Genomic DNA, 12,188 nt, shown 5'->3' on the forward strand with positions numbered 1-12,188 from the left:
GCAGAACCTCGACATCCCCGCCTACCCCGCCCCCCCCCACGACCACCCCACCCCCCACCACCCCCCCGCGCCCCCCCCCCCCCCCCCCCCCCCCCCCCCCCCCCCCCCCCCCCCGCCGCGGTGACGTCGGACCCTGGGCCCGGCCGCCGGGCCGGAGGAGCGTGGGGCCGAGCCGTTCGACGACCAGGGGAGGCAGCCATGTCGGACGTCGGGACGCGAGCGGTGATGGAGGGCTATCTGAGGGCGCTGGTCGACCGCGGGGACTTCGCGGCGTTCTTCGCCCCCGACGTCACGTGGACCACGATGGAGACCGGGGAGCAGGTCCACGGCCGCGAGCAGGTGCGCGACCTCGTCGTCGCCTTCCACACCCAGCTCTTCGACGCGCGCCCGGAGCTGGTGGGGCTCGTCACCGGGGACGGCGTGGCGGTGCTGGAGGCCCGGTTCGTGGGGACGCACCGGGGCGAGTTCGCCGGCGTCCCGGCGACCGGCCGGCAGGTGGACGTGCCCTACTGCGTGGGCTACGACGTCCGGGACGGCGCGATCACCGCGCTGCGCGCCTACATGCCCGTGGCCGCGATGGTCGCGCAGCTGACGTCGGCCCAGCCGGCGCCCGCCTGACCGGCGGGGTTCACGGCCCGGTCACCGGGTGCGCGGCCGCGGCGGCCGCGGTGGCGGCGCGCAGCACCTCCTTGACCGGGAGCTGCCGCGCGCCGGCGAGCGCGACGACGTCCTCGTACTCGACGCTCACGTTGACCACCCGGCCGTCGAGGCGGGCCACCTTGACGCCCACGGGGGCGCCGAGCACCTCGACCGCGGTCGCCGTCCGCTCCAGGGCCACCTTGCCGACCGGGACGACGCGCAGCCCGATGGTCGACGTCGTCGCGAACACCGCCGCCTGCACGGCGGCGGTCCGGCCGGGCGGGCAGAGCGCCGAGACGGTGTGCGCGGGGCGGCCCTTCTTCATGACGATCGGCGTGAGCCACGCGTCGGAGGCGCCGGCGGCGAGGAGGGCGTCGAGCACGCCGGGCCACAGCCGCGGGTCGAGGTCGTCGACGTTGGCCTCGAGCACGACGGCCGGGCCCGCTGGCGCGGGAGGCTCGCCGAGCACCAGCCGGACGACGTTGGGCAGCTCGACCGGGTCGCGGCCGCCGGCGCCGTAGCCCGTGCGCGCGACCCGCAGCGGCGGCAGCGTCGTCCACTCGTCGACCAGCTCGGCGAGCAGCGCCGCCCCGGTGGGCGTGCACGCCTCGGCCGGCACCGGGCCGGCGAGCACGGGGACGCCGGCGAGCAGCTCCAGCACCGCCGGCGCCGGCACGGGCACGACGCCGTGGGCGCCGCGGGCCGAGCCGCTGCCCAGCGCGACGGGGGAGGCGGTCAGCCGGTCGAGCGCCAGGTGCGCGAAGCCGGCGACGACGCCGACCACGTCGGCGAGGGCGTCGAGCGCGCCCACCTCGTGGAAGTGCACGTCCTCGGGGTCCGTGCGGTGCACCCGGCCCTCGGCGCGCGCCAGCCGCTCGAACACGGCCAGCGCCCGGTCGCGGACGTCGGCGGTCAGGTCGGCGGCGGTGAGGAGCGCGCGGACGTCGGCCCAGGTGCGGTGGTGCGGTGACGGCGGGGCGGAGACGTGCACGCGGGTGGCGCCCAGGCCGTGCCGGGTGACCTGCTCGGGGGTGAGCCCGACCGGCTCGACGGCCAGCGCGGCCACCGCCCGGGCGGGGACCTCGAGCGGCACGCCGGCGTCGAGGAGCGCGCCCAGCAGCATGTCGCCGCTCGCGCCCGCCGCCAGGTCGAGCCACCCGATCGTCACGGGGTGCTCTTGCCGACGGATCAGCGGCGGGCCAGGCGGGCGGCGAAGACGCCGGCGGCCCAGCCGTTGTCGACGGCGCTCACCACGACGCCCGGCGTGCCGGCGCCGAGCACGGTGAGCACCGCGCCGAGCGCCCCGAACCCGCCCGGCTGACCGGTCGAGGTGGGGACGGCGACCACCGGCACGTCGGTCAGCGCGGCCACGGTGCCCGCCAGCCCGGCGTCCTGCCCGGTGACGACGACGAGGCAGTCGGCGCCGGCCAACGGCGAGGGGTCGGCGAGGAACGGGCGCAGGCGGCTGCTGCCGACGTCCTCGATGCGGACGACCTCGGTGCCGGCCACCCGCGCGACGAAGGCGGTCTCGGCCGCGACCGGCGCGTCGGTGCCGGCGCCGCTGAGCACCGCGACCCGGCCGACCGGCTCGGGCAGCGGGCCGACGGCGGCGGCCATCGCGGCGGCGTCCATCGAGGTGCGGGCCTCGTGCTCCGCGGCCAGCGCGACCAGGGTCTCCGGCGCCGCGCGCAGCACCACGACCGGGCGGTCGGGGGAGACGCGGCGGGCCTCGCGGACCAGCGCCAGCACCTGCTCGGTGCTGCGGCCGGTGCCCCAGACGACCTCGGGCTCGGCGGGCGCGGGCAGCGCGACGGCGGCCACCCCGGCCACCGGCGGGGCGGGGGCCAGCGGCGGGTCGACCACGCCCGCGGCGCCCAGCGGGGCGACCGGCCGGGGCTCGGTGAGCAGCGGGGCGAAGCCGTCGTCGAGCAGCGGGGGCACGTCGGCGACCGTATCCGCCGGGGCGTCGGGCCCCGGCACCGGCTCGGGCTCGGCCGCGCTCTCCGGCGGGGTGGCGCCGGCCCGGGTCTGGGTGACGGCGGAGAGCCGGACGACGCGGTCGCGGCCGCTGCGCTTGGCGTCGTAGAGCACGCCGTCGGCGGCGGCGAACAGGGTGCGGCGGTCGTCGCCGCGGGTGGCCGAGGCGATGCCGACGCTGATCGTCACCGGCACCTCGAGGCCGATCTCCGCCCAGTCGTAGGCGCCGATCGCCCGGCGGATCCGCTCCAGCGCCCGCTCGGCCTGCTCGGCGGTGGTGTCGGGCAGCAGGATGACGAACTCGTCGCCGGCCCAGCGGCACACCTCGTCGGTGTCCCGGACGCCGGCGACCAGCAGCTCGGCCACCACCCGCAGCACGGCGTCCCCGCCCGGGTGGCCGACGGCGTCGTTGATCGTCTTGAAGTGGTCGACGTCGACGACGGCGAGCGCCGGGGCGGAGCCGGCCGACAGCAGCCCGTCGAGCCGGGCCTCGGCGTAGCGCCGGTTGGGCAGGTGGGTGAGCGGGTCCTCGTAGGCCTGCCGGCGCAGCTGCCCGGCGGCGCGCTCGGTCTCCAGCAGGCTCTTGCGCCGGCCGAACAGCTCGACCCAGCGGGTGCGCCGCTCGTCGACCCGGTCCAGCTCGTCGCTGATGTAGGCCTGCAGGTAGGGCAGCGCGCGGCCGGCGTCGTCGAGCTCGGAGTGCAGCGTGCACAGCTCGCGCAGCACCGCCCGGCGCACGCGCGGCAGCCCGTGCTCGGTCGACAGCGCCAGGGCCTGGGTCAGGTGCTCGTCGGCGCCGCGGCCGTCGCCCTGCCGGCGCAGCGCGCGGCCGAGCGCGAGCTGGGCGGAGGACAGCAGCGCGCGGTCGGCCCGCGCCGAGGTGATGCGGACGGCGGCGCGCAGCGGCCCGGTCGCGGCCGACTGCTCGCCGAGCCCGACCAGCGCCCACCCGTGCACCACCTGGGCGGCGACGACGCCCGGCTCGTCCGGCGGCAGCAGCTCCAGGGCGCGCTCGGCCATGCCGCGGGCCTCGGCGAAGTGCGGGGCGGCCGACTCGGGGGCGCCGTCGTCGAGCAGGCCCTCGCCCAGCTCGGCGCACAGCTCGCCCAGCCGGGTGGCGTGCGCGGCGACCAGGACGTCGGGGTCGCCGTCCTCGGTGGTCAGCGCCTCGGGGTCGGCGGCCGCGGCGATCGCGGTCTCGTAGGCGCGGCGCTGGTAGTCCAGCGCCAGGGGCATGAGCTCGAGGTCGGCCAGGACGCCGGCCAGCGAGGAGAGCGTGTCGACCAGCAGGCCGCTGGGCGGGAGCGCGGGGTCGAGCAGGCTGGCCGCCTCGACCGCCTCGTCCATGGCGGCGTCGATCCGGCGGGAGAGCAGCTCGATGCGGGCGTGCCGGGCGAGGCCGGCGGCGCGCTGCAGGTCGTCGTCGGTGGCGTCGAAGGCGGCCTTGGCGGAGCGGACCAGCGCGATGGCCAGCGCGGCGCGCGAGGCGGACTCGGCGCGCGGGTCGCCCGCGGCGTCGTCGGCCGGACCCTCGAGGAGCTCGGCGACGCCGGCGTGCAGGTCGAGCGGGGCGGGCGCGGCCTCCGACGGCGGGCCCAGGGGGTCGCCGACCAGCGTGAAACCGGCGACGCGCAGCCGGCGGACGAGCAGCTCGGCGCGCAGCGTGTCGGCCCACGCGCGGCCGAGGTCGGCCGGGGTGTCGGTCTCGGGCGCCTCGAACGGCGAGGGGTCCAGCTCGACGTCGGCGAGCAGTTCCTCGGCGGCGTCGAGCTGCCAGTTCGCGAGGGCAGCGGTCACCCGGTGGTGCAGGGCTCCCGGTGGCACGAGCGCACTGTGCACGTCGTCCCGGCCGGTGTCGAGCACCCGGCGGGGACCACGCCGACGGCCGTCCGTCGCGTCCCACGCGCCCCAGGGGATCATGCGGAGACGTCCGGGAGCATGCCGCCCGGGGCCCGCACGCGGTTGCGGCCGCCGCGCTTGGCGGAGAAGAGCTCGAGGTCGGCGGTGTCGAACAGCGCCCGCCAGCCCACCGGGCCGGTCGCCTCGCCGTCGACCACCGGCGTCGTCGCCACCCCGATGCTCACCGTCACCGGCCCCGACAGCGGCAGGTCGGACCAGTCGGCCCGCTCCACCGCGGCGCGCAGCCGGTCCATGACGGCGAGGGCCTGCGTCTCGGTCGCCGTCGGCAGGACGACGAGGAACTCGTCGCCGGCCCACCGGTACACCTCGTCGCCGGTGCGGCTGTGCTCGCGCAGCAGGTCGGCGACCCGCTTGAGGACGACGTCGCCGGAGGAGTGCGACCCCTCGTCGTTGACCTCCTTGAACCGGTCGACGTCGACCACCGCCAGCGACAGCGGGGCCTCGCCGTGGTGCAGCGAGCCCAGCCGCCGCTCGGCGCTGCGCCGGTTGCCCAGGCCGGTGAGCGGGTCCTCGAGGGCGTGCCGGCGCAGCACCGCGGCCTGCCGCTCGGCCTCCCGCAGCCGGCTGCGCTGGACGAACATCTCGGCCCAGAGCTCGCGGCCGCGGGCCTGCGCCCGGCCGGTGTCGGCGCGGTAGGCCTCCAGCCAGTGCAGCGCCTCGGCCGGCCGGCCGAGCGCGGCGGTGGCCTGGCCCAGCTCCAGCAGGCAGTGCCGGTAGCGGCGCCGGTCGCCGGCGGCCGCGAAGGCGCCGGAGGCGTCGACCAGCAGGTCGATGGCCTGCTCGCCGAGCCCGGTCGCGCCGTCGCGGGCACCGAGCAGGGCGAGCAGCCGGGCGAGCGCGAGGTCGGCGTAGCCGCGCAGCCAGACCCCGCCCTCCTGCTGCACGCGCCGGTGCGCGCTGCGCATGGGGCCGAGGGCCTCGTCGAGGTCGTCGCGGCACATCAGGGCCCACGACTGGACGACGTCGAGCAGGTCCTGCTCGTCGCGGGAGGGCTCCCAGTCCAGCTGGCGGGCGGCGGTGGCGCAGTCGATCGCGGTGTAGGCCAGCTCGCCCGCCCGGTGCAGGTCGCCCCGGCGGCGCAGGGTCTGGGCGAGCTCGGTCTGCTGCTGGGCGACCAGCAGGAGCAGCCGCCACTGGTCGCCGAGGTCGTCGAGCTGGAGGGCCACGCCGTGCCCGCGCAGCGCGTGGGCGACGGCGAGCTCCTCGAGGTCGAGGCCGGTCAGCGTGCGGGAGAGCCAGGCGTGCGCCTGGTGCAGGGCCCGGGAGGGGGTGCGCGCCGCCGGGCCGTCGGTGAGCAGGCTGGCGTCGACGGCCAGCAGCATCGCCGAGTCGAACCGGTCGGCCGTGACCTCCACGTGCGCCAGGTAGGCCATGGCCAGCGCGGTGTCGGGGGTCGGCGGGCACTTCTCCAGCGCCGCGCGGGCGGCGGCGACCGCGACGCTGACCGCCGCGGGGTCGGACTCGACCAGGCCGCGCCGCGCGGCGAGGGCGTGCCGCCAGGCCAGCCAGCGCGGCTCGGAGGCGGCGGTGAGCGCGGCCTCGGCGTCGTCCAGCCCGGCGAGGAAGGCGGACGTCTCGTCGCGGTCGCCGGCGGCCAGCAGACGCCACAGCGCAGCCTCGAAGTCACTCTCGGTGACTCGGGCGGAGCCGGGGGTCACGCCATCCTCCACTCGACGGTCTCCGCCGGCGCGATCGGCCGGCGCTGCCGGTAGTGAGGCTTCCCCCGGGTGAGGCACCCGCCCCGTCCCGTCCGCACTACCCTCGCCGGGTGCCCGGAATCCCCGCCCGTCAGCACCCGACGCGGTACGCCTATCTCGGCCCCGAGGGTACCTTCGCCGAAGCGGCTCTGAGCAGGGCCGTTACGTCGGGCGAGGGACTGCGGTACCCCCAGCCGAGCGTCCCCGCGGCGCTGGCCGCCGTCCGGTCCGGGGACGCCGACGCGGCGCTGGTGCCGATGGAGAACTCGGTCGAGGGCTCGGTGCCGGCCACCATGGACGGGCTGGCCTACGGCGAGCCGCTGGTGATCACCCGCGAGGTGTTCCTGCCGGTGACGATGACGCTGGTGGCCCGGCCGGGCACCGACCTCGCCGCCGTCCGGTCGCTGGCCAGCCACCCGCACGCGCTCGCGCAGTCGGCGCGCTGGCTGGCGGAGAACCTGCCGGCGGTCACCCCGCTGCCGATGACCTCCACCGCGAACGCCGCGCGGGCGGTGGCCGACGGCGAGGTCGACGCCGCGGTCTGCGCCCCGATCGCGGCCGAGCGCTACGGGCTGGCCACGCTGGAGGCCGACGTCGCCGACCACCCGGGAGCGGTCACCCGGTTCGTGCTCGTGCAGCCGCCGGGCGCGCTGCCGGCGCCGACCGGCAACGACAAGACGTCGCTGGTGGCCGTGGTCGGCGACCGCCCGGGGTCGCTGCTCGAGCTGCTCAGCGAGTTCGCCGTCCGCGGGATCAGCCTGACCCGGATCGAGTCGCGGCCGACCCGCGAGCGGCTGGGCGTCTACTCGTTCTCGATCGACTGCGAGGGGCACGTCGCCGACCGCCGGGTGGGGGAGGCGCTGGCCGCGCTGCACCGGGTGTGCGACGACCTGCGCTTCCTCGGCTCGTACGCGCGCGCCGACGAGCGGGAGAACAAGCCGGTCCCGGGCACGGCGCGGGACGCCGCGTTCGCCGACGCGGAGGGCTGGCTGGCGCGGGTGCGCGCCGGGGAGGCCTCCTGACTGCGGCATCGCGGTCAGTGTCCCGGCCCCGTCGTGCCCGGTCACAGCCGACGCGCCGGGTGTGACGAACCGGTCCGCTAGACCGTCTCGAGCTCCCGTTCCGGCTCCGGGTCGGGACGTCGGGCCAGCCGGCTCGGCCACCACGTGCGGTCGCCGATCAGCGCCACGGCGGCCGGCACGACCAGCGAGCGGACGACGAAGGTGTCGAGCAGGACGCCGAAGCCGACCAGGAACGCGAGCTGTGCGAGGAACAGCAGCGGCAGCACCGACAGGGCACCGAAGGTGGCCGCCAGCACCATGCCGGCGCTGGTGATCACCCCGCCGGTCACGGCGAGGGCGCGCAGGACGCCGTCCCTGGTGCCGTGGCGGGCGGACTCCTCCCGTGCCCGGGTCATCAGGAAGATGTTGTAGTCGATGCCCAGGGCGACCAGGAACACGAAGGCGATCAGCAGGATGCCGGGGTCGCTGCCGGGGAAGCCGAAGACGTTCTCGAACAGCAGCGCCGCCACGCCGGCCGTGGCCAGCACGCTGAGCACGACGGTGCCCACCAGCACCAGGGGCGCGACGATCGAGCGCAGCAGGACCGCGAGCACGATCGTGATCACGATCAGCACCGCGGGCACGATGACCCGCAGGTCGTGCGCCGCGCTCTCGCGGGCGTCCAGGTTGCTGGCGGTGTCGCCGCCGACCAGCGCCTCCGGATCGGCGGCGTCCAGCTCGGCGCGGAGGTCCTTGACGACCTCGATCGCCTCGACGCTGTCGGGTGCGACGGCGAGGGTGACGTCGAGCCGCACCAGGCCGTCGACGACGAGGGGCTCGGGCTGCCCGGCGGGGAACGGGGCGACCGAGGCGACGCCGTCGGTGGCCGCGGCCGCCTCCGCGACCTCGGGCCAGGCGTCCTCCGGGGTGATGATCACCGTGGGGCTCGACGTGCCGGCGTCGAAGTGCCGGGCCAGCGCCTCCTGGCCGTCGACGCCGTTCGACTCGCCCCGGATGGCGTCGGAGAACGTGATGCCGTCGGCCTGGTAGGTGGGCGCGAACACCGCCGCGGCCACCAGGCCGAGGACGCTGAGGGCGAGCACCCGGCGCGGCCGGCGCCCGACCAGCGCCGCGACCCGCTGCCAGCCCCTGCCCTCCTCCGGCTCGACCCCGTACCTGGGCCGGAAGGGCCAGAAGGCGGCGCGGCCGAGCAGCACGAGGGCGGCCGGCAGGAACGACAGCGCGGCCAGGACGGCGAGGCAGACGCTGACCGCCGAGATCGGGCCGAGGCCGCGGTTGGACGCGAGGTCGGAGAACAGCAGGCAGAGGACGCCGAGGACGACGGTCGCGCCGGAGGCGACGATCGGCTCCCACGAGCGGCGCAGCGCGGTGCGCATGGCGGCGTACTTGGACCGCTCGCGGCGCAGCTCCTCGCGGAAGCGGGCGACCAGCAGCAGCCCGTAGTCGGTGGCGGCGCCGACGACGAGGATCGCGGCGATGCCCTGGCTCTGGCCGTTGACGGTGATGACGCCGGCGTCGGCCAGGAGGTACGCGACGGCGTTGGCGGCGGTGAGCGCGAGACCCGCGGTGCCGATGACCAGGAACGGCAGGATCGGGCTGCGGTAGACGACCAGCAGGATGAGCAGGACGACGCCGAAGGCGGCGAGCAGCAGGAGGCCGTCGATGCCGGCGAACCCGTTGGCGAAGTCGGCGAAGATCCCGCCCGGGCCGGTGACGAACGAGTCGGTGCCCTCGACCGGCAGCGTGGCGCGCAGGTCCTCGACGACGGTCACGATCTCGTCGCCGAGGTCGGGGGTCAGCGGCAGGAACGCCTGGACCGCCTCGCCGTCCTCCGAGGGGATGGGCGGGGACGCCTCGCCGGCCAGCGCGTCGGCGTCCTCGGCCACCTGCACGGCCTCGCCGACGCGCTCGGCGATGGCGCCCAGCGTCGCCTCGTCGAGCGGACCGCCGGTGCTCTCCCACAGCAGCACCGCCGGGATCGCCTCGGTGGTCGAGAACTCCTGCTGCAGCTCCGTGACCCGGGTCGACTCGGCGCTGTCGGGGAGGAACGCCGCGGTGTCGTTCTCCTGGACGCCGGTCAGCTTGCCGCTGAGGCTGCCCAGCGGCGCGGCGCCGCCGATCCAGAGGAGGAGGACGAGCAGGGGGAGGAGCCAGCGGAGCCGTTGCATGGTGAGAGAATCCCTCGACGTTCGATAATCTCGACGATCGAGATGTTAGGGCGGTTGTGAGACTGCTGGCAATTCCGGGAGGGGAGTCCACGTGGATGCAGCGGCGCGCCAGGAGATCAGCCTGATGCTGCGCCGGCTCACCGTCGAGCTCGACGCCGTCGGGCAGCGGTTCGCCGGCCTGCACGGGCTCAACCGCACCGACGTCCGGGCCCTCGTGGCGATCATGGACGCCGCCCGCGCGGGCCGGCCGATGACGGCCGGGGCGCTCGGCGCGGCGGTGGACCTCTCCTCGGCGTCGGTGACCGCGCTGGTCGACCGGCTCGAACGGGTCGGGCACCTGCGTCGGGTGCGCGACGAGGCCGACCGCCGGCGGGTGGTGCTGGAGATGTCCCCGAGTGCGATGGCCGCCGGGGCGGAGTTCTTCGGCGGGCTGAACCGCGACCTGACGGCCGCCATGGAGGGCTACACCGACGAGGAGCTCGCCGTCGTCCGCCGGTTCCTCGGGGAGATGACCGAGGTGATCGTCCGCCACCAGCAGCCCGGGACGTCCCAGGCATAGGTACCTATACGTGCGTTCCAAGCCGCAGAACGCATGTATAGGTACCTATGCCTCAGAGGTAGAGGCCGGTGGACTCCTCGATGCGCTCGGCGGCGACGGCGTGCACGTCGCGCTCGCGCAGGATGATCAGGTCCTCGCCGTGCACCTCGACCTCGTGCTGGTCCTCGGGGGAGAAGAGCACCTGGTCGCCGACCTTCACCTGGCGGACGTTGCCGCCGACGCCGCGCGCCTCGCCCCACACCAGCCGCTTGGCGACCTGCGCGGTCGCCGGGATGAGGATGCCGCCGGTCGACCGCCGCTCGCCGTCCTCCTTGCGCAGCGCGACCAGGATGCGGTCGTGCAGCATCTTGATCGGGAGCTTCCCCGCGGTCTCTGCCACGCCGATCACGGTACGACCCTCACCCCCAGCCCAGTTCATGCAGGCGGGCGTCGTCGATGCCGAAGTGGTGCGCGATCTCGTGGACGACGGTGATCGTGACCTCCTCGACCACCTCGTCCTCGGTCTCGCAGACGTCGCAGATCGCCTCGCGGTAGATCATGATCCGGTCGGGCAGCGCGCCGCCGTACTGCCAGCCGCGCTCGGTCAGCGCGTAGCCCTCGTAGAGCCCGAGCAGGTCGGGCTCCTCCTCGTTGCGGTCCTCGACCAGGACGACGACGTTGTCCAGCAGCGCCATCAGCTCGGCCGGCACCTCGTCGAGCGCGTCGGCGACCAGGCCCTCGAACTGCTCCAGCGGGAGGGGCTTCACCAGCTGGTCGGCAGCGGCCGCCCCTCCTCGTAGCCGGCCGCGCTCTGCACCCCCAGCACCGCGCGCTCGTGCAGCTGGTCGACCGTGCGGGCGCCGGCGTAGGTGCAGGCCGAGCGCACCCCGGCGACGATGCCGTCGATCAGGTCCTCGACCCCGGGGCGCTCCGGGTCCAGGTACATCCGCGAGGAGCTGATGCCCTCCTCGAACAGGCCCGCGCGGGCCCGGTCGAAGGCGCCCTGCGACGACGTCCGCGCCTTGACCGCCCGCGCCGACGCCATGCCGAACGACTCCTTGTAGAGCCGGCCCGAACCGTCGTTGTTCATGTCGCCGGCGCTCTCGTACGTGCCGGCGAACCAGGAGCCCACCATCACGTTGGCCGCGCCGGCCGCCAGGGCCAGCGCCACGTCGCGCGGGTGCCGCACGCCGCCGTCGGCCCAGACGTGCTTGCCCAGCGCGCGGGCCGCCGCGGCGCACTCCTCCACGGCGGAGAACTGCGGCCGGCCGACGCCGGTCATCATCCGCGTGGTGCACATGGCGCCCGGGCCCACGCCGACCTTGACGACGTCGGCGCCGGCCTCGATCAGGTCCGTCGTCCCCCCGGCGGTGACCACGTTGCCGGCGACGACCGGCACCGACCCGGCCACCGACCGGACCGTGCGCACCGCCTCGACCGCCTTCTCCTGGTGCCCGTGCGCGGTGTCGACCACGAGGACGTCGACGCCGTACGACAGCAGTGCCTCGGCCTTGCCGCGCACGTCGCCGTTGATGCCCACCGCGGCGGAGGTCAGCAGCTGGCCGCGGTCATCCACCGCGGGCAGGTAGAGCGCCGAGCGCAGCGCGCCCTTGCGGGTGATGACGCCGACCAGGCGGTCGCCCTCCACCACCGGCGCGGCGTTGACGCGCGCGTCGGAGAGCACGTCGAAGATCTTCGGCAGGTCGGTGCCGGCCGGGACGGTCAGCGGGTCGGGCGACATGACCTGCGAGAGCTGGGTGAACCGGTCCACGCCCTGGCAGGCGCCGTCGGTGACCACGCCGACCGGGACACCGTCGTCGACCACGACGACGATCCCGTGCGCGCGCTTGGTGAGCAGCGACAGCGCGTCGGCGACGGTGGACGTCGGGCTGAGCGTGATCGCCGTGTCGTAGACCGGGTGGCGCGCCTTGATCCAGGTGAGCACCTCGCCGACGACGTCGACCGGGATGTCCTGCGGGATGACGGCGAGGCCACCGCGGCGGGCCACCGTCTCGGCCATCCGCCGGCCGGAGATCGCCGTCATGTTGGCGACCACGATCGGGACCGTCGTCCCCACCCGGTCGGGCGTGGTCAGGTCCACCTCGAGCCGGGAGCCGACCGTCGAGTGGTTCGGCACCATGAAGACGTCGGCGTACGTGAGGTCGTGCTGCGGCCGGTCGCCGAGGAAGCGCATGGGCCCAGTGTCCCTGACCCGCGCTCCTCCGTG

At 76.0% G+C, this 12,188-nt stretch carries 10 protein-coding genes; 3 read left to right on the plus strand and 7 right to left on the minus strand.

The window, feature by feature from the left end; all coding sequences use genetic code 11:
* Positions 1 to 198: 198 nt before the first annotated feature.
* Positions 199 to 618: an ester cyclase gene (locus ACI8AF_RS00005; RefSeq protein WP_456537595.1), complete on the plus strand. Its 420-nt coding sequence runs from the start codon at positions 199 to 201 to the stop codon at positions 616 to 618.
* A 10-nt stretch (positions 619 to 628) separates the two neighbouring features.
* Here the strand turns inward: ACI8AF_RS00005 and larC are convergent, their stop codons facing one another.
* From larC to ACI8AF_RS00020, 3 genes are all read right to left on the minus strand, one after another.
* A complete protein-coding gene (gene larC, locus ACI8AF_RS00010; RefSeq protein WP_456537596.1) occupies positions 629 to 1,807 on the minus strand; it encodes a nickel pincer cofactor biosynthesis protein LarC in 1,179 nt (392 codons plus the stop codon).
* Positions 1,808 to 1,827: 20 nt separating this feature from the next.
* A complete protein-coding gene (locus ACI8AF_RS00015; protein WP_456537597.1) occupies positions 1,828 to 4,440 on the minus strand; it encodes a diguanylate cyclase domain-containing protein in 2,613 nt (870 codons plus the stop codon).
* A 92-nt stretch (positions 4,441 to 4,532) separates the two neighbouring features.
* Positions 4,533 to 6,194 carry a diguanylate cyclase gene (locus tag ACI8AF_RS00020; RefSeq protein ID WP_456537598.1) on the minus strand — a complete coding sequence of 554 codons (1,662 nt, stop codon included), beginning with the start codon at positions 6,192 to 6,194 and terminating at the stop codon, positions 4,533 to 4,535.
* 110 nt (positions 6,195 to 6,304) lie between these two features.
* Here ACI8AF_RS00020 and pheA point away from each other — a divergent pair, with 110 nt between their 5' ends.
* Entirely contained in the window at positions 6,305 to 7,255 is a 951-nt protein-coding gene (gene pheA / locus ACI8AF_RS00025; protein ID WP_456537599.1) for a prephenate dehydratase, read from the plus strand.
* Positions 7,256 to 7,332: 77 nt separating this feature from the next.
* Here pheA and ACI8AF_RS00030 read toward each other — a convergent pair whose 3' ends face one another.
* The gene (locus ACI8AF_RS00030; RefSeq protein ID WP_456537600.1) at positions 7,333 to 9,423 is read right to left on the minus strand and encodes an MMPL family transporter; all 2,091 of its coding nucleotides are present in this window, start codon (positions 9,421 to 9,423) and stop codon (positions 7,333 to 7,335) included.
* Between the two features lie 91 nt (positions 9,424 to 9,514).
* Here ACI8AF_RS00030 and ACI8AF_RS00035 point away from each other — a divergent pair, with 91 nt between their 5' ends.
* Positions 9,515 to 9,982: a MarR family winged helix-turn-helix transcriptional regulator gene (locus ACI8AF_RS00035; protein ID WP_456537601.1), complete on the plus strand. Its 468-nt coding sequence runs from the start codon at positions 9,515 to 9,517 to the stop codon at positions 9,980 to 9,982.
* Positions 9,983 to 10,034: 52 nt separating this feature from the next.
* Here ACI8AF_RS00035 and ACI8AF_RS00040 read toward each other — a convergent pair whose 3' ends face one another.
* From ACI8AF_RS00040 to ACI8AF_RS00050, 3 genes are read right to left on the minus strand one after another with little or no spacing between them, the layout of a single operon-like run.
* Positions 10,035 to 10,361 carry a GroES family chaperonin gene (locus ACI8AF_RS00040; RefSeq protein WP_456537602.1) on the minus strand — a complete coding sequence of 109 codons (327 nt, stop codon included), beginning with the start codon at positions 10,359 to 10,361 and terminating at the stop codon, positions 10,035 to 10,037.
* 19 nt (positions 10,362 to 10,380) lie between these two features.
* The gene (locus ACI8AF_RS00045) at positions 10,381 to 10,728 is read right to left on the minus strand and encodes a metallopeptidase family protein (protein WP_456537603.1); all 348 of its coding nucleotides are present in this window, start codon (positions 10,726 to 10,728) and stop codon (positions 10,381 to 10,383) included.
* Positions 10,725 to 12,155: a GuaB1 family IMP dehydrogenase-related protein gene (locus ACI8AF_RS00050; protein ID WP_456537604.1), complete on the minus strand. Its 1,431-nt coding sequence runs from the start codon at positions 12,153 to 12,155 to the stop codon at positions 10,725 to 10,727. The genes ACI8AF_RS00045 and ACI8AF_RS00050 overlap by 4 nt, the downstream gene beginning before the upstream one ends.
* Positions 12,156 to 12,188 lie beyond the last annotated feature (33 nt).

The organism is Blastococcus sp. SYSU D00669, assembly GCF_054050715.1.